This window comes from Streptomyces sp. NPDC126503, assembly GCF_040302405.1.
Classification (GTDB): Bacteria; Actinomycetota; Actinomycetes; order Streptomycetales; family Streptomycetaceae; genus Streptomyces; species Streptomyces gulbargensis.
In genome coordinates this window covers 18,745-44,263 of sequence record NZ_JBEORS010000021.1, presented here as the reverse complement: position 1 = coordinate 44,263, position 25,519 = coordinate 18,745, and the positions used below count along the sequence as shown (strand labels likewise).

The 25,519-nt window shown below is 75.1% G+C and carries 20 protein-coding genes; 9 read left to right on the top strand and 11 right to left on the bottom strand.

Going from position 1 to position 25,519, the window contains the following annotated elements:
* Nucleotides 1–60 precede the first annotated feature (60 nt).
* Nucleotides 61–420 (top strand): helix-turn-helix domain-containing protein, encoded by a 360-nt coding sequence (locus ABTY40_RS24150; RefSeq protein WP_352061433.1) that lies wholly within the window; start codon nt 61–63, stop codon nt 418–420.
* A gap of 161 nt (nt 421–581) precedes the next feature.
* The gene (locus tag ABTY40_RS24145) at nt 582–1,283 is read left to right on the top strand and encodes a hypothetical protein (RefSeq protein WP_352061432.1); all 702 of its coding nucleotides are present in this window, start codon (nt 582–584) and stop codon (nt 1,281–1,283) included.
* Between the two features lie 54 nt (nt 1,284–1,337).
* On the opposite strand, the gene ABTY40_RS24140 is transcribed toward ABTY40_RS24145, so the two are convergent.
* The 4 genes from ABTY40_RS24140 to ABTY40_RS24125 all read right to left on the bottom strand — a co-directional run bounded on the left by ABTY40_RS24140 (nt 1,338) and on the right by ABTY40_RS24125 (nt 4,399).
* On the bottom strand, nt 1,338–1,724 hold the full coding sequence (locus tag ABTY40_RS24140) for a DoxX family protein (protein WP_352061431.1): 387 nt from the start codon (nt 1,722–1,724) through the stop codon (nt 1,338–1,340).
* A gap of 180 nt (nt 1,725–1,904) precedes the next feature.
* Entirely contained in the window at nt 1,905–2,549 is a 645-nt protein-coding gene (locus ABTY40_RS24135; RefSeq protein ID WP_352061430.1) for an L-threonylcarbamoyladenylate synthase, read from the bottom strand.
* Nucleotides 2,546–3,178 carry a carbonic anhydrase gene (locus ABTY40_RS24130; RefSeq protein ID WP_352061429.1) on the bottom strand — a complete coding sequence of 211 codons (633 nt, stop codon included), beginning with the start codon at nt 3,176–3,178 and terminating at the stop codon, nt 2,546–2,548. The genes ABTY40_RS24135 and ABTY40_RS24130 overlap by 4 nt, the downstream gene beginning before the upstream one ends.
* A 99-nt stretch (nt 3,179–3,277) precedes the next feature.
* The gene (locus ABTY40_RS24125) at nt 3,278–4,399 is read right to left on the bottom strand and encodes a hypothetical protein (RefSeq protein ID WP_352061428.1); all 1,122 of its coding nucleotides are present in this window, start codon (nt 4,397–4,399) and stop codon (nt 3,278–3,280) included.
* Between the two features lie 304 nt (nt 4,400–4,703).
* Between ABTY40_RS24125 and ABTY40_RS24120 the strand changes: the two genes are divergently transcribed.
* From ABTY40_RS24120 to ABTY40_RS24105, 4 genes are all read left to right on the top strand, one after another.
* Entirely contained in the window at nt 4,704–6,674 is a 1,971-nt protein-coding gene (locus ABTY40_RS24120; protein ID WP_502990662.1) for an APC family permease, read from the top strand.
* 240 nt (nt 6,675–6,914) lie between these two features.
* The gene (locus ABTY40_RS24115; RefSeq protein ID WP_352061426.1) at nt 6,915–8,120 is read left to right on the top strand and encodes a cytochrome P450; all 1,206 of its coding nucleotides are present in this window, start codon (nt 6,915–6,917) and stop codon (nt 8,118–8,120) included.
* On the top strand, nt 8,117–8,338 hold the full coding sequence (locus ABTY40_RS24110; protein ID WP_352061425.1) for a ferredoxin: 222 nt from the start codon (nt 8,117–8,119) through the stop codon (nt 8,336–8,338). The genes ABTY40_RS24115 and ABTY40_RS24110 overlap by 4 nt, the downstream gene beginning before the upstream one ends.
* Before the next feature lie 187 nt (nt 8,339–8,525).
* Entirely contained in the window at nt 8,526–8,870 is a 345-nt protein-coding gene (locus tag ABTY40_RS24105) for a GNAT family N-acetyltransferase (protein WP_352061424.1), read from the top strand.
* A gap of 72 nt (nt 8,871–8,942) precedes the next feature.
* On the opposite strand, the gene ABTY40_RS24100 is transcribed toward ABTY40_RS24105, so the two are convergent.
* Both ABTY40_RS24100 and ABTY40_RS24095 read right to left on the bottom strand, forming a co-directional pair.
* Nucleotides 8,943–9,422, bottom strand: a complete 480-nt coding sequence (locus tag ABTY40_RS24100) for a hypothetical protein (RefSeq protein ID WP_352061423.1) — start codon at nt 9,420–9,422, stop codon at nt 8,943–8,945.
* Nucleotides 9,423–9,487: 65 nt separating this feature from the next.
* Nucleotides 9,488–10,810, bottom strand: a complete 1,323-nt coding sequence (locus ABTY40_RS24095) for a hypothetical protein (protein ID WP_352061422.1) — start codon at nt 10,808–10,810, stop codon at nt 9,488–9,490.
* Nucleotides 10,811–10,906: 96 nt separating this feature from the next.
* Between ABTY40_RS24095 and ABTY40_RS24090 the strand changes: the two genes are divergently transcribed.
* Entirely contained in the window at nt 10,907–11,572 is a 666-nt protein-coding gene (locus tag ABTY40_RS24090; protein WP_352061421.1) for a maltokinase N-terminal cap-like domain-containing protein, read from the top strand.
* Nucleotides 11,573–11,636: 64 nt separating this feature from the next.
* Here the strand turns inward: ABTY40_RS24090 and ABTY40_RS24085 are convergent, their stop codons facing one another.
* Nucleotides 11,637–12,224, bottom strand: coding sequence for a helix-turn-helix domain-containing protein (locus ABTY40_RS24085; RefSeq protein WP_352061420.1), 588 nt, complete (start codon nt 12,222–12,224; stop codon nt 11,637–11,639).
* Between the two features lie 98 nt (nt 12,225–12,322).
* Between ABTY40_RS24085 and ABTY40_RS24080 the strand changes: the two genes are divergently transcribed.
* Complete coding sequence (locus tag ABTY40_RS24080) at nt 12,323–13,780, top strand: MFS transporter (RefSeq protein ID WP_352061419.1); 1,458 nt, start codon at nt 12,323–12,325, stop codon at nt 13,778–13,780.
* Here the strand turns inward: ABTY40_RS24080 and ABTY40_RS24075 are convergent.
* The 3 genes from ABTY40_RS24075 to ABTY40_RS24065 all read right to left on the bottom strand — a co-directional run bounded on the left by ABTY40_RS24075 (nt 13,767) and on the right by ABTY40_RS24065 (nt 21,468).
* The gene (locus ABTY40_RS24075) at nt 13,767–14,837 is read right to left on the bottom strand and encodes a trypsin-like peptidase domain-containing protein (protein ID WP_352061418.1); all 1,071 of its coding nucleotides are present in this window, start codon (nt 14,835–14,837) and stop codon (nt 13,767–13,769) included. The genes ABTY40_RS24080 and ABTY40_RS24075 overlap by 14 nt on opposite strands.
* Before the next feature lie 33 nt (nt 14,838–14,870).
* Complete coding sequence (locus tag ABTY40_RS24070; RefSeq protein ID WP_352061417.1) at nt 14,871–20,420, bottom strand: trypsin-like peptidase domain-containing protein; 5,550 nt, start codon at nt 20,418–20,420, stop codon at nt 14,871–14,873.
* A 145-nt stretch (nt 20,421–20,565) separates the two neighbouring features.
* Nucleotides 20,566–21,468, bottom strand: coding sequence for a DNA/RNA non-specific endonuclease (locus tag ABTY40_RS24065; protein WP_352061416.1), 903 nt, complete (start codon nt 21,466–21,468; stop codon nt 20,566–20,568).
* Between the two features lie 103 nt (nt 21,469–21,571).
* Between ABTY40_RS24065 and ABTY40_RS24060 the strand changes: the two genes are divergently transcribed.
* Nucleotides 21,572–22,420 (top strand): caspase family protein, encoded by an 849-nt coding sequence (locus ABTY40_RS24060; RefSeq protein ID WP_352061415.1) that lies wholly within the window; start codon nt 21,572–21,574, stop codon nt 22,418–22,420.
* Here the strand turns inward: ABTY40_RS24060 and ABTY40_RS24055 are convergent.
* Complete coding sequence (locus ABTY40_RS24055; protein ID WP_352061414.1) at nt 22,410–25,418, bottom strand: helix-turn-helix transcriptional regulator; 3,009 nt, start codon at nt 25,416–25,418, stop codon at nt 22,410–22,412. The two genes, ABTY40_RS24060 and ABTY40_RS24055, sit on opposite strands and share 11 nt — an antisense overlap.
* Nucleotides 25,419–25,519: the final 101 nt, after the last annotated feature.

Below are 25,519 nucleotides of genomic sequence, written 5' to 3'. Positions count from 1 at the left end.
GGGGCCCGGGCGCCGTCATGGCGCCCGGGCCCCTCGACGCGTCCCCGGAAGAAGAGGTCTATGCCCCCTCGCAGTACCCGCCCCGCCGACAAGCTCGACGACGACGACTATCCCGCCTACACGATGGGCCGGGCCGCCGACATGCTCGGCACCACCCCCGGCTTCCTCCGGGCCCTGGGCGAACACCGCCTGATCACCCCGCTGCGCTCCGAGGGGGGGCACCGGCGCTACTCCCGCTACCAGCTGCGCATCGCTGCCCGTGCCCGTGAACTCGTCGACCAGGGCACCCCCATCGAGGCCGCCTGCCGCATCATCATCCTGGAGGACCAGCTCGAGGAGGCGCAGCGCATCAACGCCGAGTACCGCCGCGCTGCGGCCGGCGCGGTCCCGCCGCCCCAGGCGGTGGCCTCACCGGGCTGACCGCGACCCGGCCCCACGGGTGACCGGAGCCGTACGAGAACTCCGGAGCCGTACGGGAGGCCACGAGCCGTACGGGACCCCCGGGGTGAGTACGCGTACTCACCCCGGGCCCGGTAGCCGCCCCCATCCCCCCGGGCGGTCCGGCCGCCTACCGTCCTCGTATGCCCGACGACACCGCGCCCGCCCGCACGCCCGCCGCCGACATCCCCGCCCTGGTGCCCGACCCGGCCGAGGCGCGGGCGAAGGCCAGTGCCCGGGTCCTCGCGGGCTGCGGGTTCGTCGCGCTCGCCGTCGTCCTCGTTCCCCTCGTCCTCCTCGTCGGGCTCTCGTGGGGGTCGACGGACTTCCCCCGCGTCCCGCCCGAGGAGATGGCGAACCGGGCCTTACAGCGCTCCCAGGAGGCGTACGCCGTCCTCGGCTTCACCCGCACCGTGGAACCCGGGGTCGTGGACCCCGGCGTCAGCACGGAGAACACGTTCGGCGCCGCCTTCTGCTACGACGGGGGCCTGCTGGGCATGGAGGACCGGACCGTCGACGGCGCCTCCTCGATGAGTCATCGCTGGGCGCTGGACCGGGTGACGGCCGGTCAGGCGGTGCCGGGTCTCCGCCGGCTGCACCGGTACGCGCGGGACAACGGCTGGAAGGTCACGTCCTACCGCGAAGGGCAGCGTGGCGGGGCCTGGGAGCTGTACGTCCAGCGGGACGGCGGCGACGAGCGGATGTCCTTCACCTGGTACCCGGACCGGGGGTACTTCACCGGCGGCGCGACCGCGCCCTGCGCCTACGACCCGGAGTGGCGCGCCGGCGACGTCGGCCCCGCCGGGGACGACCTGCGGCCACCCGCCTTCGGCCCCGCCCGCTGACCCGTCTCCCGCCCGCCGGCTACCTCCCCGCCGGTGGCGTCGGCCCCCCGCCCCCTACGGCCGGGGCGCGGGCCCCTCGCCCCGGTGGACGCGCAGGGCCCACAGGACGAGCGGGGCCTGCAGCGGGAGGCGGGCCAGGGCGGCCGCCCGCAGCGGGGCCGGGCGGTGACGCCAGTCGTACGCCATCTTCACGTTCGCCGGGAACACGGCGACGAACAGCACGGCGGCGGCCAGGGCACCCGTCCGCCGGGTGCGCGGTGCCGCCACCGCGGCGCCGACCGCGATCTCCGCGATCCCGCTCAGCCGGGTCCATGTCCGGGGCGAACCGGGCAGACTCCGGGGCACGAGAGCGTCGAAGGGGCGCGGTGCGGCGAGGTGCGCCGCTCCGGCGCCGATCAGCAGGCCGCTGAGCAGCCGGGCGGAGCGCGGGGAGGCGGACATGAGGCTCCTCGGGGTGGGCGGCCGAAGTTACCTGACAGTAGCCCACGGGGTCCCGCCCGGCGGGCGCGAACGGGCGGGCCGGCCCGGGCCGGCGCGGGGGCTTCGCCGGGCGGCCACCCGACGCACCGGTGGCCCGGCACCCCCGTTCAGGGGCGCCGGGCCACCGCGTCACCGTACGGCTCAGGGCACGACGAGGTCCGGCACGACCGCGCGCAGGTCCGCCACCGGCAGGACACCGTCCCGCACGAGCACCGGAACGTCACCGCTGAGGTCCACGATCGACGAGGACACGGCACCGGCGGTACGCCCGCCGTCCAGGTAGACGGCCACCGCGTCACCCAGCATGGCCCGCGCCGCCTCGCAGTCCTGCGGCGAGGGCCGGTCGGTGAGGTTGGCGCTGGAGACCGCCAGCGGGCCGGTCGCGGCGAGCAGGTCGAGCGTCAGGGGATGGTCGGGCATCCGCACCGCCACCGTGCCGCCGGTCTCGCCCAGGTCCCAGTCGAGCGAGGTCCGGTGACGGACCACCAGCGTGAGGCCGCCCGGCCAGAACGCGTCGACCAGCGCCCGCGCCGCCTCCGGCACCTCGTCCGCGAGCTCCCGCAGGGCGTCGGGGGAGTCGACCAGGACCGGCGACGGCTTGTGCCGGCCCCGGCCCTTCGCGGCGAGGAGCCCGGCGACGGCCTTCGGGGCGAACGCGTCGGCCGCGACGCCGTAGACGGTGTCCGTGGGCACGACCACCAGCTCGCCCCGCCGTACGGCCGCGCCGGCCTCCTTCAGGCCCTCCGCACGGGCGGACGGGTCCGAGCAGTCGAAACGGAGGGTCATGAAGCCGGGGCCCCCTCCGGGACGACACCGCGCGTGGTCACCACGCGGGCGCTGCCCTCGGCGAGCGCGTAGCCGAGACCGACGACGGCGACCTCGCCCGCCTCGACCTGCTCGTGGAGCAGCCGGGAGCGGTCGAGCAGCAGGTCCACGGTGTGCCGGATGTGCTCGTCGATGATGTCGCTGTCGGCGGTCAGTCCGGCGGAACGGGCCGCCAGGATGCTCGGCGTCACGCGCTCGACCACGTCCCGCACGAAGCCACCGGCGGCGAAGCCGTCCTCCACGGCCGCGCGGGCCGCGGCGACCGCGCCGCAGGAGTCGTGACCGAGCACGACGACCAGGCGGGCCCCGAGGACGCTGGTGGCGTACTCGACGCTGCCGAGCACCTCGGCGCCGATGACGTGACCGGCCGTCCGGACCACGAACAGGTCACCGAGACCCTGGTCGAAGATGATCTCGGCGGCGAGGCGCGAGTCGGAGCAGCCCAGGATCACGGCGAACGGGTCCTGCCCGGGGGCCAGCTCCGTACGGCGGGCGGCGTCCTGGTTCGGGTGCTCCGGGGTGCCCGACACGAAGCGCCGGTTGCCGGAGAGCAGGGATTCCAGTGCGACTGAAGGAGAAGTTCTAGGCATGCCGTCACCCTATGACCTGACGCCGCCCCGGCTCCAAGCAGCACCCCGGGTTCGGGTGACGGATCCGGGGCCGTGACGGGGAAAGCCCCGGTGGCACGGTCATCCCTGCGTGAGGCGGTGCGGGTGGGCCGGGTCGGCCGGACAGGTGTGCACGCGCAGGAGGCCGCGGCCGAGGTACACCCCGGCCGGGTCGATCACCCGCGGGTCGTCCGCCGCCTCGCGGTCCTCCACCGGCAGCCAGCTCCGTGAGGCGCCGTCGCACTCCCACGCGGCTACGGTGAGCAGCGGCGGCATCGCCGTCCCGCACACGGCACAGTCCACCGGGGCCGGCCCGGTCAGGTGCCAGGACGCGAAGCCGCCGACCTTCCAGCCCGGCGCGACCGACAGGTCGCTCATGTAGTCGTACTCCTCGGGCTCGCGCGCCCGGGCCTCCGCCATCGCCGCCGCGTACTCCTCGTACGTCGCGTGAGCGGGCGGGACGGGGTCGGGCTCCTCGTCGTGCTCGTCGTCCAACAGGCCCTCCTCCCACGCGGCGATCTCCTCCTGGACCTCCTCCGGCAGCAGCTCCAGGTAGGCGTGCTCGACGACCCGCTCCGGGTGGACGACGCACGGCGTGGGGACGCACTCCGCGCGGCCCGCGACCGGCGGTTCGGGCTGCGGGACGAGGACGGCACCGACCTCTGCCGCGCACCGCCACCGCAGTTCCACGCCGACGGTCCGGTCCGGGCCGTGCGCCTCGAAGGGGCACCAGAGCACCTGCAGCAGGTCGTACCCCTCGGGGCAGGCGAGATCGGGTACGTCCCGGGCGAAGAGCTGCGCGACGGCCAGCATCGGCAGCGGGTCCCCGTCGCGGGGCGCGGACGCGTGCCGGCCGGGCCCGGTCCCGGCGAGCAGCCGGTGCTCGGCGGCGGTGAGGTCCCGGCCCCGCGCCGCGTCCAGGACGCGCCGCCGGAGCCGTACGTCCGACAGCAGATGCCCCGTCGCCTTCGGGTGCGTGGCGGTGCACACCGGCCACGGTTCCCCGGCCGGCCAGAGCAGCGGCCCCCCGACCGAGCTCCGGTCCGGCCGTGGCGTGCCCTGCCGGGGGTGCAGCCGTGTCGCCGTCCTGCGGTACGGGGCGGAGGCGAGGACGGGGAACAGAGCCTCCACGTCGTAGGGGCGCGGGGGAGTGGTGCGGGCCGGAACGGTACGGGGCGGGGCCGGGCGAGGGGTGAGGGGCACGCGGGGATCCTCCAGGGGGCCGTTAAGAACGCGACATGATTTTCCCGGTGACTCGTGGTGATCAGGACACGACGGGAACGCCCGGGTGAGGCCGATTCCCGGGGAACCGGCCCGTGCCGCCCCGCCGGGGAGGGGGCGCGGAGGCCCGGTCCCGCCCCTGGTGGAGGGGCGGGAGGACGACCGGGACGCCGCATACTCGGTGATCGCGTTGCCGCGGAGGCGGTGCCGCCGGCCTGTGCGCAGGAGCGAGAGAAAGTCGATGGGAGCCATGAAGGACGCGAACGGCCCGGCCGCGCACCAGGAGATGCGCGCCGCGGTGCCCGAGACGGTGGACAGTCCCGCGCTGCGGCCGGAACCCACCGGGCGGCTGGCGCGGTGGATGCTGCGCCACCAGGTGCAGCCCGTCGGTCCCGCGGCGGGCGAGGGGCATGCCGAGCCGCACGCCTGGTGGAAGGTGATGTGCCTGACCGGGGTCGACTACTTCTCCAGCCTCGCGTACGTACCGGCCATCGCCGCGCTCGCGGCCGGCGCGGTCTCTCCCCTGGCGACCCTGCTGATCGTGGCCCTGACCCTGCTGGGCATGCTGCCGATGTACCGCAGGGTGGCCGCGGAGAGCCCGCACGGCGCCGGGTCGGTGGCGATGCTGGAGGACCTGCTGCCCTTCTGGCGGGGCAAGTTGTTCGTCCTCGTGCTGCTCGGTTTCGTCGCCACCTCGTGGATCATCACGATCACCCTGTCCACGGCGGACGCGTCGGTGCACGTGGTGGAGAACCCCTTCTTCCCCGAGGCCCTGCACGGCCACGAGGTGGGTCTCACCGTGGTGCTGCTGCTCGTCCTCGGCGGCGTGTTCCTGCTCGGCTTCAGCGAGGCCGTGAGCGTCGCCATCCCGCTGGTCGCCGTCTTCCTGGCGCTCAACGCGGTCGTCATCGGCGTCGGCCTCGTCCATGTCGTCACCGCGCCGGGCGCGTTGGCGGCCTGGACCGGGGCGCTCACGGACGGCGGAGGCGGCTTCGGGGCGCTGATGACCCCGGCGCTCCTGGCGTTCCCGCTCCTCGTGCTCGGCCTGTCCGGCTTCGAGACCGGGGTGAGCATGATGCCGCTGGTGGCCGCCGGGGGCGCGGACGGGGAGGAGCGGCTGCGGGCGCGGATCCGCAACACCCGACGGCTGCTGACGACGGCCGCGCTGATCATGAGCGTGTACCTGCTCGCCGCGTCCTTCGTCACCACCGTGCTGATTCCCGCCGAGGAGTTCCGGCCGGGCGGCGCCGCCAACGGGCGCGCCCTGGCCTGGCTCGCGCACGAGCACGTCGGGGAGGCGTTCGGCACCGTCTACGACATCAGCACGATCCTGATCCTGTGGTTCGCCGGCGCCTCCGCCATGGCCGGACTGATCAACATCGTTCCGCGCTACCTGCCCGACTACGGCATGGCCCCCGAGTGGGGGCGCGCGGTGCGGCCCGTCGTCCTCGTCTACACCGCCCTGTGCGTCCTCATCACGTTCGCCTTCGACGCCGACGTGGACGCCCAGGCCGGCGCGTACGCCACCGGCATCCTGGCGATGATGGTCTCCGGCGCCTTCGCGGTCACCGTCTCGGTGGCCCGCCGCGGACGGCGCCCGGTGGCGGCCGGTTTCGCGCTGCTCACCCTGATCCTGCTCTACGCGCTGGTCTACAACATCGTCGACAAGCCCGACGGCATCACCATCTCCGGCTTCTTCATCGCCGGCATCGTCGCCGTGTCGCTGATCTCCCGGGTCTCGCGGACCACGGAACTGCGCGCCGACCGCATCGTCTTCGACGAGGCCGCCCGCCGCTTCCTCGCCGAGACCCTGGCCCACGACCACGCGATCAACATCATCGCCAACCGCCGGCAGGCCGGTGACGGAGCCGAGTACCGCGACAAGGAGCGCGAACAGCGCGGCACCAACCCGGTTCCCGGCAGGGCCGACGTGCTCTTCCTGGAAATCGACGTGGTCGACCCCTCGGACTTCAGCGAGGCGCTCGCCGTCCACGGTGTCGAGGTCGACGGGCACCGCATCCTGCGCGCCGAGGCGCCCGCCGCGCCGAACGCCATCGCCGCGATCCTCCTCGCCCTGCGCGACACGACCGGTGTCCAGCCGCACTGCTACTTCGCCTGGGCCGAGGGCAGTCCGCTGAAGCACATGTTCCGGTACTTCCTCCTGGGGCGCGGCGACACGGCGCCCGTCACGCGCGAGATCATCCGCCGGCACGAACCGGACCCGGGGCGCCGCCCCGGCATCCACGTCGGCGGCTGAAACGGCCGGAGAGACACACGGAGAGGCACCCGGGGGGGCGCTGTCGGCGACAGTGCCCCCCGCATTGCCTTCGCCCTCGACCATTGCAACGTGCCGTTGCGTTCATGTTCTGTTCATTGCATCAATTTCCCCTCCGTGACCAGTAGTTATGGCGGCTACTTCGTTGACGACCTTCTGAAGGCAACGTAGCTTTCGGTGACCGGCAAGTCCTGCGCCGGGAGCCCGAGATGAGGAGTCGCCATGACCGCCAGCGAGCCCGTCCACACCGTCACCGCCCTGCCGCCGGCCCGCCGGCCCGGCTGCCCCTTCGACCCGCCGGCCGAACTCGTCGAGGCCCGCCGGCACGGCCCCCTCAGCCGCTTCGTCCACCCCGGCGGGAAACCGGGCCGGCTGATCACCGGCTACGACCTGGTGCGCTCCGTCCTCGCCGACCCGCGGTTCAGCTCGCGCAAGGAACTCCTGAACGTCGGCGACTTCGAGGTCCCCCCGGCGCCCCCCGGCGAGTTCCTCCTCATGGACGAACCGCAGCACAGCCGCTACCGCAAGCCCCTGGTGGGCAGGTTCACCGTCCGGCGGATGCGGCTGCTGACCGAGCGCGTCGAACAGATCACCGCCGACTGCCTGGACGCCATGGAGAAGGCCGGCCCGCCGGCGGACCTGGTGACCGCCTTCGCCAAGCCCATCCCGACCCTCGTGATCTGCGAGATCCTGGGCGTGCCCTACGAGGACCGCGCCTCCTTCCAGGACCAGATCGACACGTTCATGGGCGGGGAGGCCACCGACGAGGAACTGATCGCCGCCTACACCGCCACCCAGGAGTACCTCGCCCGTCTGGTGGCCGCCAAGCGCGCCCACCCCACCGACGACATCCTCAGCGAACTCACCGACAGCGACCTCACCGACGAGGAGCTGAAGGGCATCAGCCTGATCCTGCTGGCGGCCGGCTTCGACACCACCGCCAACATGCTCTCCCTCGGCACGTTCGCGCTCCTGCGCCACCCGGACCAGTTCGCCGCGCTGCGCGACGACCCCTCCCTCACCGAGGGGGCCGTGGAGGAACTGCTGCGCTACCTGAGCGTCGCCAAGACCTTCATGCGGACGGCCCTGGAGGACGTCGAACTCGACGGCCACACCGTCGAGGCCGGGACGACCGTCGTCCTCTCGTACCACACCGCCAACCACGACCCCGAGCGCTTCGCCGACCCCCACGTGCTCGACGTCCGCAGGCCGTACGGCGGACACCTCGCCTTCGGCCACGGCATCCACCAGTGCCTCGGCCAGCAGCTCGCGCGCGTCGAGATGCGGGTCGCGTTCCGCGCGCTCCTCGACCGCTTCCCCACCCTCCGCCTCGCCGTCCCGGCCGACGAGGTCGCCCTGCGCCCCGAGACCGCCGACATCTACGGCGTCAAGAGCCTCCCGGTCACCTGGGACCGGACCGCGTCATGACGCCGCCGCGCGTCCACGTCGACCGGGACCGCTGCATCGGCGCCGGCATGTGCGCGATGACCGCACCGGAGGTCTTCGACCAGGACCCCGGGGACGGCCTCGTCCTCCTGCTGGACGCCGACCCCCCGCCCGCCCACCGGGCGGCCGTACGGATGGCGGCGGGCGTCTGCCCCTCCGGCGCGATCACCGTCCACGACCCGGAACCCGGCGCCCCGTAGTCGGCGCGTCGAGCACCTCACGCAGCTGCTCCAGGCTGAAGCCCGCCGTCCTGCCCCGGACGATCATCGCCACCCGGGCGATGTGCCCGGGCGTGTGGGAGCAGCAGGACGGCCGGCTCCCCGAGTCCCGTGCACGGTGGCGGATAGGGTGACGGCGCACCGCACCGCGCTTTCCCGAAAGGCCGTCATGAGCGAGCAGACCACCACCCCGCCCACCGTCCGCCGCGTGGACGAGCGCCACCGCTACGAGATCCTCCTCGACGGCGCCCGCGCCGGCCTCACCGCCTACCGTGACCGCGGCGAGCAGCGCGTCTTCTTCCACACCGAGATCGACGACGCCTACGCGGGCCAGGGGCTCGCCGGCGTCCTCGTCCAGGAGGCGCTGACCGACGTGCGCGCGGCCGGCCGGCGGATCGTCCCCGTCTGCCCGTACGTGGCGAAGTTCCTGACCAGGCACGAGGAATTCGGCGACATCACCGACCGGGTGACCCCGGAGATCCTCCAGTGGCTGGACGGCGAACTCGGACGCTGAGCGGCGTACGCGAGCGCCGCGGGGCCCGAGGGGGCCGGACGGTGACCGTCCCCCTCGGGCCCCGCGTTCCCGTCAGCTCAGGACGGAGGAGAAGCTGTCCAGCTGGATCCAGGTGACCTTGTTGGTCGCCTGGGGCCCGTAGACGTTGAGGTGCCCGGCGGTGTTGGCCTCGACGCGGACGGCGTTGATGCCCTGGCTGTTGTTGCGCGGGCAGACGCCGCGCGTCGTCTTCGGCGGCCGGATGGCGGCGGGCAGCGTGCCGAGCCGGCCGTCCGCGGCGAAGTCGCAGGTGACCGCGCCCCGCAGCTGGAGGAAGTCGGTCCCCGCGATCCGTACGACGCGGGCCTGGGCCGGCTGGTTGGTCTGGTTCGTGACGGTCGGCTCCAGGACGATCGGCGTCCAGTCGACGACGACCTGGCAGCCCTCGGCCGTCTCCGCGGCGGCGGGCGCGGCCGACAGCAGCGGGGCTCCGACGGCGACGGCGGGGGCGGCCAGCGCGGCGGTGAGCAGCGAACGGCGGCTGGTGGCGGGCCGGGACGGGCTGGGGGTCATGTGCGGTCCTCCGGAAACGACGGTGGAGAGGGGCAGGGGGGCGGGAGAGGGGCCGGCGGGCCGGGTCACCGCCAGGCCACCGAGACGCCGTCGAGGTCGATCCAGGTCACGGCGTTGTCGGTGGTGGCGCCGTACGCCCACAGCGCGCCGTGGACGTCCGCCTCGAGACGGCACACACAGCGTCCGGCGCCGTTGTTCCGGGGCACGTTATGGCGGGTGAGGTGCGTCGGGCGCAGCCGGTGCGGCAGCGTGCCGATCCGGGCGTCCGCCGTCAGCCCGGGGCTGCACGTCACGGTTCCGCGCAACTGGAGGTACGTCGTCCCGGCGAGGGCGACGAGCCGCCCGCGCGGCGGCTGGGCGCCGGGGGAGACGCCCGGCTGGAGCGCCAGGTCCTCCCAGTCCTGGAGCACCTTGACCCCGCCGACCGCCGGCTTCGTCGGATACCAGCCGATCGTGACGTCGCGCGAACCGGTGGTGCCGGGCACCGTGTTGCTGAACCCGAAGAGGAGCCGGGGCTCGCCGGTCGGCGGGTCCACCTCGACGGCGACGCCCTCGGGCTCGCGCCGCGTCAGGCCGTCCGCGTTCGTCACCACCTGCCGGTCCAGGCGCGCGCCGGTGCTCCAGGAGTACGAGGTGAGGAAGGCGATCCCGGGGAACTCGCTCGGCACCGTGTCCGGGTGGTTCTCCTTGTCGTACGGGGCCCACTGGTAGTGGTAGACGACGTCGCCGAGGACGGTGAACCCCTGCGAGACGAGCTTCGGCTGCAGCGGGTAGGGGGACGGCACGCCGGGGGTGACGTCCTCCCCGTCGGGCATGACGAACGTCGTCCCCACGGGCGTCCAGGTGCCGGCGGCGGCCGCCGCCGCGTCGTACCGCGTGAAGTGGCGCCGGCCGTCCTTGTGGTACATGACGGTCAGCAGCTTGTTCACCGGGTCGAGCGAGGGACCGGTGCCGGCGGTGCTGCCGGGCGGCGTGAACTTCCGCTCCTGCGGGACGAGCGCCCCGTCGAGGACCGCGCCGTTCTCGAACCGGAACCGGGTGACGGCCTTGCCGAAGGTGGTGCCGGAACTCGTGACGTGCAGCGGTCCGACCTCGGTCCAGAGGTACGTGTCGGCCCCGACGGGCTCGGCGCCCATGGACAGCCCGTGCCCGAACCCCTTGAGCTGCATCGACCCCGTCACCGCGCCGGTCAGCCGGTCGATGCGGTTGAGGTACAGGTTGCCCTGGGGGGCCGTCGCCGAGCTCTCCACCTGGAGGACGAAGACGTGCCCGTTGACGGTGTCCGTGGCGATGGCCTGCGGTGCCGGGCTCTTGACCAGATCGACGGTCTGGACGAGCCGCCCGGAGACGCCGGACAGATCGACGCCGTTGGCGTCCGTGTATCCCATGTTCTCTCCCCCGGGACCCCCACGGATCCCTTCACCGAAGAGAAGATCATCACATGTTACGTTGCCGGTCCCGCACCGGAGGAGAGGGAGACTGCCATGGCCGTCATTCACCGCACCACCCTGCAGCCCACCAAGCTGGAGCTCCTCGCCGCCTGGCTCCCCACCCGCGAGTGGTACGACGCGGCCGTGGCCACCCCCGAGAAGGCCGGCGGCTTCCGGCTCGACGACCCGGCGGGAGAGGTCGGCATCGAGTTCATGGTCGTGGGCGACGCCGGACGACCGCACGCCGCCCCCCACCTGGTGCCCATGACGTACCGCGCCGCCCCCCTCGACGGAGCCGAGGACACCCTGATCGGCACCGCGGAACACGGCGTGCTCGGCAAGCGCTGGATCTACGACGGCACCCACGACCCGGTCCTCGTCGCCGAGCTGTACGCCCTGCTCGCCGGCCGCGCCGCACCGCAGGCCCAGTCCGAGTCCGACACCCCCGACCCCACGGTCCACGCCTCCCTGCGCGGCGCGGCGGCCGACGGCACCGTCCTGGAACTCCTGCGGGTGGTGGACGGCGCCGACCGCACCGACATGGTCGTCCGGACCTCCGACGCGGCGGAGCCCGTCACGCTGCGCCTGCGCCGCGTCCTCGCCCCCACTGCCGGAGACACCCCGGCACGCGGCACGGTCACCGCCGGTTGGCGCCTCTCCGACGGCACCACCGCCCGCGGCCCGTACGTCCTCGTCCCCGAAAACGCCGAGGCCCGCTAGCCCGACCCGTACACGACGCGTGCCGGCACGGCCGCCGGTTCCCCGGCCGCCGTGCCGGGCCTTTTCACGCGCCTCCGTCGCCGTCGCCGGCTCTCGTGCGGACGACGGCCTGGTCGCCGTGCGGGCCGAACAGGTGCAGGATCTCCACCGGTTCCGCCCCGGCCGGCCCGAACCAGTGCGGCTCCGCCGTGTCGAACTCCGCCACCTCGCCCGGCCGCAGGACGGTCTCCCGCCCGCCCAGGACGAGCCGCAGCTCACCGGCGAGCACGTACAGCCACTCGTACCCCGCGTGCGTCACCAGCCGGGGCTCCCGCCGCGCCAGCACCTGCTTGAACACCTGGACCCGCCCCGGGTACTGCGTCAGCGGGACGAGGACGCTCCCGCGATCCCGCCGCACGGGCCGCAGATGGACCCGCGGGTCGCCGGTCGCGGGAGCGGCCACGAGCTGGTCGAGCGCCACCCGGTGCGCCCGGGCGAGCGGGATCAGCAGATCGAGCGTCGGACGCCGCACCCCCGACTCCACCCGCGACAGGGTGCTCACGGAGATCCCGGTCTCCTCCGCCAGCGCTTCGAGGGTGAGCCCGCGGTCGTGTCGCAGCGCCCGCAGCCGGGGCCCGATGCCGTCGAGGATCCGTGACAGTTCGGCGTCCATGTCCACCATTTTGCGGTCTCCGCAAAGTTCCTGGCCGCCGCGCTCCCGCCGCTCCGAACATGACGGCGCACGAACCCGTACGACGGAAGGCGAACACCGTGTCCACCCTCTCCCCACCCGCGTCCGCCCCCCTGAGTTCCCGCCAACGCTGGACGGTCCTCGCCGTCTGCGCGCTCGGCATGTTCCTCGTCGGCCTCGACACCACCGTCGTCAACGTCGGCCTGCCGGCCGTCGGCCGCGGCCTGGACACCGACACCCGGGGCCTCGCCTGGATCGTGGACTCCTACACCGTCACCCTCGCCGGGCTCCTCGTCGTCTCCGGCGCCCTCGCGGACCGCTTCGGCCGGCGCCGCGTCTTCCGGACCGGCCTCGTCGTCTTCGGCCTCGCCTCCCTCGCCTGCGCCGCCGCCCCCACCCTCGGCGTGCTCGTCGCGGCCCGCGCCGTCCAGGGCGCCGGCGCGTCCATGCTCAGCCCCGTCGCCCTCGCGATCGTCCTCGGCGTCATGCCCGAGCCGAAGGAACGGGCCCGGGCGATCGGCGTCTGGGCCGCCGTCTTCGGCCTCAGCATGGCGGCGGGCCCCGTCACCGGCGGCGCTCTGGTCGCCGCCCTCGGCTGGCGCTCCCTGTTCTGGATCAACGCGCCCGTCATCGCCGTCGCCCTCCTCCTCGTCGCCCGCCACGTCCCCGAATCCCACGGACAGCGCACCCGGCGGATCGACCTGCCCGGCCAACTCCTGCTCGGCGCCGCCCTGTTCCTCTCCGTCGGACTCCTCATCGAAGGACCGCGCATCGGCTGGACCTCCCCCACCGCCCTGACCGGCTACACCCTCACCGCCATCACCACCGCCGCCTTCGTCCGCGTCGAACGCCGTCGCCCCGAACCGCTGATGGACCTCGCCCTCTTCCGGCGCCCGCCCTTCACCCGGGCCGTCCTCGGGGCCGTCGCGGTGTTCACCGCGCTCAGCACCGCCCTGCTGCTCCACACGCTCCACCTCCAGGAAGGCCGGGGCTGGAGCCCGCTCGCCGCCGGGCTGGCGACCCTCCCCCTGGCCGCCGGGGCCACCCTGTGCGCCCCCTGGTCCGGCCGGCTCGTCGGACGTCTCGGCCCCCGCCGGCCGCTCCTCCTCGCGGGCGGATTCACCGCCGCCGGAGGGCTCGCCATGCTGCCCTTCGGCGACGGCACGCACCTCGGCGCGGCCGGCCTCGCGCACCTGCTCCTGGCCCAGCTGCTCCTCGGCATCGGGTTCGGCTTCGCCAACGCGCCCCTCACCCACACCGCCGTCGGCGGCCTGCCGCCCTCCCGGGCAGGGGTCGCCGGGGCGATCACCTCCACCGCCCGCCAGCTCGGCGCGGCGATCGGCGTCGCCGCCGCCGGCGCCCTGGTCACGGGCGTCGCCCCCACGGGCCTCGCCGGCGCCGCCCGCCCCGGCTGGCTCCTCGTCACCGCCTGCGGACTGTTCCTCCTCACCGCCGCCCGGACGACCGACCGCCCGCCGGTCACACCCCCGCCGGCCGCCGCCCGGACGACCGACCGCCCGCCCGTCACACCCAGTTGATCTCCGCCCGGGCGAGCAGCGGGTCGTCGAGCAGCTCCCACAGCGGCACGGCGAAGTTGCCCGTCCGGTAACGGCCGCCGAAGTGCAGGCCCAGGACCCGGTGGTCGGACAGGTCGAAGACCGGCGAACCGCTGTTGCCGCCCAGCGTGGAGCAGTCGTGCTTCATCACCAGGCCGCCGGGGGTGAACTCGGTGGCCGTCCCCGGCTGCAGCCGCTTCACGTTGTAGACGTCCATGAAGATCCGGCGCATCGACTCCGGTTCGTTGCGCCGGCCGTCCCAGGCCGGGTACCCGATCACGTACACCGGACGTCCCGGCAGCGCCGCCGGAGCGTCCGCGGCGACCGCCGCGGGGGCCGGCAGCCCACCGTCGGCCGCGGGCTCCACCCGCAGCAGCGCGAGGTCGACCTCCGGGTGGATCCCGACGATCTCCGTCACCTCGTAAGGGGACGACGCGGCGGGCACCCCCGCCGCGGGCTGCTCCTCCGCCGGGTCCACCCGCGCCGACATCCCGAAGCCGAACGTCCACCGGTCCCCGGACGCGCGGGCGAACTCCACCGCCACATGACGGTTCGTCATCACCGTGCCCGGTCCGACGAGAAAGGCCGTGCCGATCCAGTCCAAACTGGGATGCCCGGTCACCTCCACCCGGCCGACCCGGGCCAGCGACTCGCGGATCGCGGTCCGGTGCGCGTCGAGCACCGCCCACTCGTCGTGCTGCGGCGGGAAGTCCTGCCCCCGGACGAGGATCGCCGGCCGCCCTTCGAGGAGGACGATCGCCTCCACCCCGAAGAACTCGTCCTCGCCGATCTCGTCCTCGCGGTGCGCGGCCAGCTTCTCCAGGCCGCTGACCCCGGCCTCCAGGACCCGGGCCCGCTCCTCCCGGGCGAACCGCGAGATCTCCGCCGCGGGCGCCACCTCCCCGGGCAGTTCGAGCACGGACTCGGAGATCTCCGCCTCCAGTCCGCCGCGCACCCGGGCGGCCACCTCCCGCAGATCACCGAAGATCCGCTCGGCCGCGGTCGCGACCGGCGACCCGCCTCGTGCTCCGTTCGGCATGGTCCTCACCCACCTCGGGTCCGTGTGCGTGCCTCAGCCGGGGGCCGGCAGCCCCCGCTGGGCGGTCATGATCTCCTCGTACAGCCCCGGCCGGTGCTCCCGGAGGTGGGCGAGCACCGCGCTCATCTGCGTGCCGACGTTCACGAACCGGGTCCTGCCGCCCTGGAACTCGACCTCGTCGATCTTCTTGGTGCCCCGGTGCAGCCCCACCACCGTCCAGTCGTCGAGACAGACCGGTGAGCCGGAGGACCCGCCGCGGGTGTCGGTGAAGTAGAGGAGGTCCCGCTCGTCCGCCCGGTAGACCAGGTTGTTGCGCAGCGCCACCCGCTTCGGCAGCCCGCCCGGGTGCTGGATGATGTTGACCGGTACGCGCTGCCGCTGCCGGACGAGCAGCGGCCGGGTGGCGACCCGCAGCATCGGCCGCTCCGGCTGTCCCTCCGCGAGACGGACGACGGCGTAGTCGAGGCCGGCGTCCCAGGCGGCGAGCTCACCGGCCGTCACCTCCGGCGGATTCACCATGTTCTCGACGAAGTCGAAACGGGACCGGGACATGACGGCCTGCAGCCTCAGGTCCTCCTCGGTCACGTGCGGACGCACCCCGGACTCCCACGAACGGGCCATCACCACATGGTGGTTGGTCACCAGCAGGCCCGGGGCGACGATCCACCCCGTGCCGCCGTGCGGATAGCTCGGCAGCAGCGGGGCACCCCCTTCGTACGGGGGGATCTTCAGGAGCGCGACGGAGGCACCGGCCCGGATGCCGTGCTGGAGGAAGGCGTAGGGCACGGTGTCGTCCTGGAAGATGATCTCCTCCTTGATCTCCCCGGGCATCATCTCCGCCGGCAGTTCGGCCTCGCCCGCCGTCGTCCGGGCCACGGCGTCCAGGGCGCCCTCCAGGACGGCGCGCGGGCCCGGCTCCGGGGTCTTCTCGATCGCGTTGTGCAGCCACACCTCCAGCGGCACCAGGCCCGTCATCAGGCGTTCGATCCGGTTCATCGCGGCCAGGTCGGCGTCCGTCTGCTCCCGGGGGTCGCTGAACGGCTCCAGCGTGGCCGTGAAGCTGACCGGCATGCCCTTGAGCAGCACGGCCCGCATCAGGTGCCCGGCGAGGCCCGACTCCATGACGGCGTTGCGGATCCGGACGAGCTCCCCCGGCGGCAGGTACGGCTCGCTGCGCACCGCCGCCTCGGCGGAGTGCGGCGGCGGCTGCGTCCACCGGCCGGTCCCGCCCCGCCGCCCCGCGCCGGGGGTCCCGGCCCGGCCGGCCGCGCCCGCCGCCATGGCCGCGGCGATCCCGCGCAGCAGGTCCCCGCTGTCGTCGCGCAGCGCCAGCGCCCGGCGCGCCACCGTGTCGAGGGTGCCCCGTTGCCGTGCCTGCCGCAGGCACCCCCCGATCTCCTCCGCCGTCATCCGCGCGGCCACCGCGGGGGCCGCCGACGGCGCCCCCGGCACGGATCCGCCCGCGCCGTCCCGCCCGTGCGGCACGTCGCCGTCCGGCGCGTACGGCCCGCCGTCCGTGGCCCCGTACCACGTGTCCGGCCCGGCCCCGTACAGCACCTCCGCCCCGGCCCCCGGCAGCTCGCCGTCCCCGTACGGCAGGGGCGCCCGAGCGTCCGGTTCCGGGGCCGCCGCGGACCGGAGGACGCGGGCCAGGGGAGCCCGCAGCGCCGGCTCGTCGTCCATCGTGGCGTCCATCCAGCGGGCCAGCTCCGTCACCACCGCGTCCTGGTCCGCGGGCAGGCCCACGAGCCGCAGGGTGTGTTCGAGGAGCCGGGGGTCGGCCGGGCAGGCCGACGCCGCCGCCGTACGGGCCAGGGACGGCTGCCGGGCCAGCTCCTCGTCCGGCATGGCCCGCAGCGTCCTCGCCAGCTGCTCCCGCGCCGCCGGGGCGCCCGTCCCGGCCAGGTCGGCCAGCCGCGACCGGGCGACGAGGACGCCCAGCGACTCGGAGCGCAGCCCGAGGCCGTCCGCGACCTCCTCGGCCTCCCGCAGGGCCCGGTCCGCGCCGGCCAGGTCCCCGGCGTCCTGCGCCAGCCGCGCCGACAGCTGGAGCAGTTCGAGCCGGGTCTCCGCGCAGCCGGCCTCCGCCGCCCCGTCCACGGCCCGCTCGGCGGACTCCCGTGCCCGCTCCGCCCGCCCGGAGCGGGCGAGGGTCTCGGCCAGCAGCGCGTGCAGCCTGCTGCAGGGGGTCCACGGCCGACGCTCGGCCAGCCGTTCCGCCGCCGCCTCCACGAACCCCTGGGTGAGCAGGTCCTCCACCTCGCGCGCGGCGATCCGCTCCCAGTCCTCCTGCGCCGCCTCGGCCATGATGCGGTCGGGCACGTGCCCGCCGATCCTCCCGAGGAGGAAGGCGGCCGACCGGTGCGGCATCTCGGTGTGGGTCGAGCCGCCGAGGTACGCGGCGACCCCCGGCTCCCAGCGGGCCTCGACCGTACGGGGGTTCTCGCCGAGCCGCAGCCGGTGGTAGATCTCCTCGGCCCGGGCCCGCGGCCCCTCCCGCGCCGCGTAGTACGCGACGGCCCGCCGGTCCACCGCCCGCATCAGATCGGTGCGGGCGCTGTCGGAGAGCCGCAGCATGATGGCCCGCAGATCGGTCCGGTGCCGGACCGCCCCGGGCCCCGCCGGCTCCATGAGGTCCACCCGCGAGGTGAGCAGCCCGAACAGCCGGCGCGCCTCCCCGGCCGTGTCGACGCGCGTGCCCGCCGGCCCGGCGAGCACCTCCCGGATCAGCTCGGGGGTCAGGGAGCGGAGCGCCAGTCCCGCCTGGACGAGCGCCCGGACGTCGTCCTCCGCGATGTGGTGGAGGATGCGGTCGTAGAGGGTGCCCTGGATGAGCATCTGGTCGACCTGCCGGTCGAAGTAGCGGCGCCGCGAGGGCAGGGTGCGCAGCACCTCGCCGAGGGCGTCGGAGTCGCCGCCGAGCGCGACGGCGGTACGGGCGGCGAGGCGCAGGCTCAGCGGATGGCCGCCGACCCGGTCCACCAGGTGCGCGGCGACCGTCCCGTCCCGCACCCCGGAGGAGACCAGCAGCGCGACGGCGGACTCGCGGTCCAGTTCCTTCAGTTCGTGGGAGCGGGGGGTGAGGATCCGGGCCGGGTGGTCGATGGGCGCCCGTCCGGAGACGATGAAGCGCAGCCGGGGGTAGGAGGCGCGCAGCGCGGACCAGACGGCCCACATGCGGGTGATGACGGGGGAGCCCCGGTACTGCGCCTCCTCGAAGGAGTCGACGACGATCACGAACGGCGGTGGCTGTCCGTCGCGCGGCGGGTTCCCGGCGCCGCCGGTGGCGGTACCCGATCCGGCGGCGGGCCCGGCGGCGGAGGCGACCAGGGCGGCGAGCCGGCGGGCCAGGTCCTGCTCGCGGGCGCTGGCCCGGGCGTGCAGGTCCGCCGAGTAGTCGCGGCCGAACGTGGCCCGTGTGGTGGAGAGCCGGCGGAGCGCGTCGACCTCCTCGCGCTCGTCGCTCTGGGAGGCGGCGGTGCGTTCGCACGCGTCCGCGAGCGCGTCGAGGGCGGGGCGGTGGTCCGGGTACTGCACGCCGAGCTGCCGGGCGGTCTCGGCGAGGAGGGTGGCGGGCTCGTGGAGGGAGAGCGTCCGCCGCGCGAAGTCGATGTACGCGAAGGGGAAGGGCGCCTCGTCCAGGGCGTCGAGCAGAAACGTCGCGAGCAGGGTGCTCTTGCCGACGCCGCCCACGCCGTGGAGGAGGACCGGGGGCTCCGCCGGCTCGGCCGGCAGGTCGATGTAGGCGCGGAGGGCGTCGAGTTCGGCCGCCCGGCCGTGGAAGGAGTCCGGTACCAGGCGGCGCAGCGGCTGGAACAGCCGGGCCCGTTCGAGGCGGCGCTGGACCGCGTCCACCGGCGGCAGCCCGGGCACGCCGGGGATCCGCCGCAGCCAGAGGACCGCCTGCAGGGCGTCGGAGAGCTCCTCCACGTCCTCCCCGCCCTCGTCGCGCGGCGCCGGCAGCCCGACGCCCGTGAGCAGGGCGAGCGCGAACCGCTCCGGCCCCGGGTGCGGCCCGGGACCCCCGTCGGTTCCCCCGGCCGGCCGGGGTCCGAGACCGGCCAGGAGGGCGCGCAGCGCGGCCTCCGGGCCGGCCAGCCCGGCGAGGGCCGCCTCCCGGACGTCCGGCTTCAGCGTCCACGCGGCGGTCCCGGCGGAGGGCAGGGCGACGCAGTCGTCGACGAGTTCCAGGACGGCCTGCCCGGTCGGCCGTTCCTCGCCGGGCAGGCGCAGCAGTTCCGGGTCGAACTCCTGGAGCAGGCAGGCCGCTTCGCGGTAGGCCCGGCGGAGTTCCGAGACGGGGGGCGCGGGCGCCGCGAGGCCCGTGCGCAGGGCGTCCCGCAGCAACCGCCCCGTCGCCACCGGCGCGTGCCCCGTACCGGGCGGGCCGTCCCCGGCGCGGGTGCCGTCGCCGTCGGGGCGGGCCCCCGGGGCGCCGGGCCCGGGCGGAGCCGCCCGGAACACCCGGTGGAGCCGTACGACGTCCTCCACGGCCGTGCACACCCGGCGCGACCAGCTGTCCGCCGGGTCCCGGGACTCGGCCGCGCGCAGCACCTCGGTGACGGCCGTGTCGGTGAGCTCCCGCAGGGCGGCACCCCCGGCCGGCGCGCACTCCTCGGCGAAGAACCCGGCGAAGAAGGCGCGCAGATCGCCCTCGTCCAGCTGCCGGGTCGTGTCCCGGTACTCGGTCTTCCGTACCTCGTAGGGCAGTTGGCGCCGCCCGGTGGCGTAACCGAGCAGCACGAGCCGGGGCGCGGTCGCGCTCCGTACCGGGGCGTGCTCATAGACGGCGCGGGCCAGGACCCCGATGCAGTCCCAGGCGTCGGAGCCCGGATCGAGCCGGTCGCAGTCGTCGAGGACGAGCCAGAAGCGCTCACCGGAGGCGCTCGCCCGGGCCACGACGCGGTGCACGGCGTCCTCGTACGCCGGCAGTGGATCGTTCAACCGTGTGGGGTTCAACGGAATCTCGTCCCGGCCGGGTCCGGCCACGAAGGCGGCGAGCCGTTCGACCAGGCGGGCCGCCGTGGTGGTGCGGGAGAGGGTCACCCGGACCGGCCGGAAGCCGCAGTGCTGGCCGAGGTGGCGGATGAACTCGTAGGTGTACGAGCGTCCGCTGTCCGGCGGCCCGTCGACCACCAGGACCGGCCGCTCGGCGTCGGCCGTGAAGGCCCGGAGCTTCTCCCGCAGCTCCGTCCGGTCCAGGAAGGCCTCGGTGCCGTGCCGGAGGAGCGTGCTGAGGAACGGGTCGCGCGGGGAGCGCAGGAGCCGTTCGTCGTCCCGCAGCCGGGTGAGGAGGGTGCGTGCCTCGGCACCCGGGGCGTGCGCGTACGGGTCGTCGATGGCGGCGAGCGCGTCGAGCGAGGCGAGGACCGCGAGCAGGCGCCGCTGGTGGGCGAGGTCCCGGCGGGCGGCCTCCACCACGAGGAGGGCGTTGCGTCCGGCGTCCGGCGTGAGCGGCAGGTCCTCGACGAAGTCCGCGGGCAGGCCCGCGTCCAGGAGGCGTTCGCGCGGCTCGGGGGTGTCGAGGAGGTGGTCCCGCACCCAGCCGGCGACGAGCCCCCACTCCGTCTCGGTGAGCGGCATACGGCACCTGCCCGGGGCTCCTCGCGCGGCACCGGCCGGGCCGGCGCCGGACCGCGGATCCAGGCGAACTGGCTGACGCGTTCCATCGTTTCACCGGCCGAGGACGGCCGCAATCGGTGCCGGCCGAGGCCCGTGCCGGCACCGGTCAGGGGTGCAGCACCATGTCCTCGTACGACTCCAGCCGCCGCCAGCGCTCCTCGGGGGAGCGGAAGGCCGGCATCACGTCCACGTCCGGCAGCGGGCCGAACTCCAGCTCGGTGATCTCCGCGACGTCCGAGACCGGCACCTGGTAGGTGCGGAAGGGCCCCAGGGGCGGTGGCGTCCCGGGCGTCGCCCCGGCGAAGGCCCGCTCCGCGTCCCGGCTGAGGTCGGGACTCTGGTCCAGGACGTACCCGGCGGCCGCCAGCGCCCCGTCCTGCATGAAGGCGGCCACCTTCCAGAAGCGCAGCGGCACCTGGATGCCCCGGTAGGGCGGGTCGGAGTCCTGCAGCACCGGCCCGGTGAGCACGACGAGCTTGCGGTCGAACTCGGCCGCGTGGTCGAGCAGGTGGTTCTCCAGGCCCTGCCACAGTCGCTTGCCCTGGTTGAAGACGTCCGGCTGCGGGGCCGCGTTGGTGAAGTGGAAGGTGTCGGCGTCGGCGCGGTGGGCGACGGCGGCGGCGCCCCAGACGGGGTCGAGCCGGCGGACGAGGTGACCGCGGTCCAGACTGTTGTCCCGATAGATCTCGTCGCCCGCCTGCTGTTCCTCGGGCAGCCGGGGGTCGTAGCGCCAGACGTCCTTGCGCGGCACGTCCGTCAGCAGCTCCCGTCCCTCGACGCACACCGCCGTGGCGGCGGCGAGCCGCCGGTCGGGCCGGAAGGCCACGGTGAAGTGGGTGTAGGGCAGGATCACCGTCCGCACCGCCGGGCGCACCGGGAGGGGGAGCGGGACGACGGGGCCGAGGAAGGCCTCGTCGTAGCCGGTCCGGTCGGCGAGCGCGGCATGCCGGGGATCACCGGCGGGCGGCGTGGACGGTCCCGGGGAGGACGGCGGGTCCGAAAGGTTCATACGATGTACGTACCGCATGGAGAGGGGCGTGCTCGGCGCCGGACCGCAGGCCACTCGATCAGACGCCCCGGTGTCCCTCCCCTCCCTCCTCAGGAGGCCCACCATGCCCCTCGGACTCTCCCTGCACATCGGACTCAACCAGGTCGACCCCGACCGTTACGACGGATGGGACGGCACCCTCCTCGCCTGCGAGAACGACGCCCGCGACATGGCCGCACTCGCCCGCTCACGCGGGTTCGAGCCCACCCTCCTGCTCACCCCGGACGGCACCGCCGACCGCTTCACGGCCGCCCTCGACGCCGCCGCGGCCCGGCTCGGCCCCGGTGACATCCTGCTGCTCACCTACTCCGGCCACGGCGGCCGGCTCCCCGACGCCCCCGGCGGCGCGGACACCTCCGGCCGCACGGACGACATCGAACCCGACACGTACGACGAGACCCTCGTCCTGCGCGACCGCCAGTTCCTCGACGACGAGATCCGGCAGGCCTTCCGCGGCTTCGCCGACGACGTGCGCATCGTCGCCGTCTTCGACTGCTGCCACAGCGGCAGCGCCATCGAGGTCCCCGCCGGCGGCCCGGAGCGTCCCGCCGCCCGGTACCTGCCCGAACCCGTGCGGCAGCGTCTCGCCGCCCGTGACCACGCCTTCTACCGGGAGCTCCGCCGCGCCCTCGCCGCCCGCCGCCCCGCCCCGGACGACCCCGCCGGCGGCGAGGGCCCCGGCGCGCTCCTCCTGGCGGCCTGCCAGGACGACCAGGTCGCCCTCGACGGCGCCGTCAACGGCGCGTTCACCGGGGCCCTGCTCCGCGTCTGGGACGACGGCGCCTTCGACGGCGGCTACCGTGCCTTCCACCGGGCGATCCGCGCCGCCATGCCCCCGACGCAGGTCCCGAACCTCCACCTCACCGGCGCGCCGCCCGAGGCCTTCCTCGACCAGCGGCCCTTCACGGTCTGAGCGCCGTCGCCAGCTGCGCGCGCGAGCGGACGTCGAGCTTCTGGTAGATCCGGGTCAGCCGGGCCTCGACCGTCTTCACGCTCAGATACAGCTTGGCCGCGGCCTCCTGATTGCTCGCACCCGCGCTCACCAGACGGGCGAGCCGCAGCTCCGCCTCCGTGAGCGCGGACAGCGCCGGCGGTGCCTCCTCGCCCCCGCCGGCCGGCCCGGGGCCCTCGCCCGCCGGGGTCTCGCTCACCAGCGCCAGCCACGGCACGGCCCCCGCCCGCTCGAACACCGTGGCCGCGGCCTGCAGCGCGCTCTGCGCCGCCGACCGCCGCCGGCGCCGCCGCTCCACCCGGGCCAGCGCGATCAGCGCCCGCCCGTGCTCCAGCGGCAGCCCGGCCCGCGCGAAGCTCTCGGCCGTCCGGGTCAGCAGCTCCGCCGCCTCGTCCGTCCGCCCCTCCGCCGCCAGGCACAGCGCGTACGCCCGGTCGCAGCCGAGCAACACGGTGTGCCGGCCGAGCCGCTCCGCCACCGGCCGCACCTCCGCGAGGAGCGCCAGCGCCTCGTCGGCGGCGTCGTGGGCGAGCAGTGCCTCCGCCAGTTCCTCGTGCCACCGGAGCATCGACGGATCCACGGTCGACTGCGCCCGCTCGTCCGCCTGCACCCGGCGCAGGGTCTCCAGGGCGGCGGCCACGTCCCCGTTGATCAGCTGCACCCGCCCGAGGGCGTACCGGCTGCGCGAGAGGAAGACCCGGTCGCCCTCCTCCTCCGAGGCCTGGACGCTGCGCCGGGCGTAACTCGCGGCCCGGACGAAACTGCCGCCCGCCGTCTCCGCGAGGGCCAGGGCGTACCAGGCCGGGCCGGGGGAGAGCCCCGCCTCCAGGGTGAGGGCGAGCGACTGCCCGGCGTGCGCGAGGGCGGCCGGGCAGGAGCCGTTGCGCGAGCCGATCTCGGCCAGCGTGCGGAACAGCTCGATGGCGTCCTCCACCGATCCGCGCCGCTGCACCAGCGGCAGCAGCGCGTTCAGTTCGTCACGGGCGTCCGCCAGCCGGTCGTCGAACAGCGCGTGACGGATCGTCAGGATCTGGGCGGCGTTGCGGATCCCCAGCGGGCGCTCGGCCAGCTCCAGGGCGCGGGCCCGCGCGAGCACGGCGTCGGCGTCCGGCGAACCGAGCGCGCGCTCCATCCGCGCCCGCACCGTCAGCGCCTGCGCCTCGGTGCGCGGATCGCCCACCGAGGCGGCGAGCCGGGCCGATTCGACCGCCGCCGTCCGCGAGCGGTGCGGGTCACCGTCCGCCAGCACGTACTTGACGGCAAGCCGGAGCTGCACGGCGGCCCGCAGGGCGGTGTCACCCTCCGAGTCCTCCATCGCGTGCACGTACATCTCGTCCAGACCGGTCAGCCCCTGGCCCGCCGTGTCGAGCACGGCGAGCCGCGCCCTGACCCGGTCGGCCGGTTCCGCGTCGCGGCCGAGCAGATCGGTGGCGGCCCGCATCGCCAGGTCCGCGCGCGCCGCGCGGGCGGCCTCCTCGGCGGCGTGCACGAGCCGCTCGATCCGCCGCGTGCCGTTCCGGCCGGGCGTCGACTCGGCCGCCAGCAGCGCCAGTTCGGCGGCGAGGGCGCTGTTGCCGCGCCGCCGGGCGACCTCGGCGGCGGCGGCCACCTCGGCGGCGAGTTCCTCGTCGGGGCTGTCGGTGGCCAGCGCCCGGTGCCGTACCGCCTCCACCGGGTCGTCCACCACCTCCGCCAGGGCCGCGTGCCCCGCGCTCCGCTCCGCCCAGCAGGCGTCGTGGACCAGCGTCGACGGCAGCAGTCCGGCGGTGAACGTCACGGACCCGTCCTCGGCGAGCGAGACCAGATCGGCCCGCTCCGCCGCCGCCAGGTCCGCCTCCGCGTTGGGCCGCCCGGCCCGCCGGATCAGCGCGGCCGACGGCCGCAGTGCCAGCGCCGCGAGCAGCAGCGTCTCGCGTACGGGTGGGGGAGCCGCGCCCAGCAGCTGCCGCGCGAGGTCCCGCGCCCGTCCGGAGAGCGTCAGCGCCTCCGCGTGGTGCACCGGCGTCCGGGCGTCGGCGAGCGAACGGCCGACGGCCAGCGCGAGGCGCGGGTTTCCGCCGCTCGCGCGGTGGATCCGGCCGGCCATCCGGGAGGGCAGCCGGTGATGGATGAGGAGTTCGGCGATCTCGTCGGCGTGCAGCGGCGGGACCAGCAGCACGTCCGCCTCCGAGGGCACCCACAGGTGGGCGGTGCGCGCCTCCTCGCCCCGGTGCGCGTCGCGGTTCGGCGGGGTGCGCGGATCCCCGTACGGCGTGGTGCGCGGTTCGCGGTACGGAGCGGGGCGCGGCTCGCGGTACGCCTCGCCCGTCTCGCCGTACGGCTCCGGCGTCTCCACGGCGACGACCCGCAGCGCGGGCGGCGCCAGGTGGAGCGCGAAGCGCAGCAGGTCGGCGCTGTCCGGGTCGACGTACTGCACTCCGTCCACCACCAGCAGCACGGGCCCCCGGCAGGTCAGGGCGCGCAGGATCCGGGCGATGCCGAGGCGCAGCGCGATCGGGTCCCAGCCGTCCGTGTCGATCGGGGCCTCGCGGCACAGCATGGCGACGGCCGTGCGCTGCGGGCCCGGCAGGTCGTCGAAGGCGCCGGAGGTCAGCACCCCCGGAGTGGTGAGCGCGGCCGCGGCGACGGTGCCGGCGGCGGGCGCCGCACCGGCGGGGCCACCGGCCGGCTCGGTCCGGGCGGCGCCTAGCCCCGCCCAGGTCGTGGTGGCCGCGACGGAGGCGACGAGGGCGGCGGCGGCCGCCCCGGGTATCTCACGGTCGGACGGCAGGGTCGCCAGCCACAGCACGGTCTCGCCGCGCGCCTCCGCGCGGGCCGCCTCGGCGAGCGCCACCTCGGTCTTGCCGACGCCCGCCGGTCCGGTCAGCAGTGCCCGGCCACGGGTGTGCAGGACGCGCTCCAGACGGGAGAGCAGTTCCTCACGGCCCACGGGAGCAGGCCGGTGCGGCGCTGTCGTCACTGTCCACCACCTCCGGCCCTCGGGCCCCGGCCCATGAGCCCCGTGCGCAGAGGATACGGAGACCACCCGCCCAGTCCAGGCCCCCCGTCCGGCATTCGGAC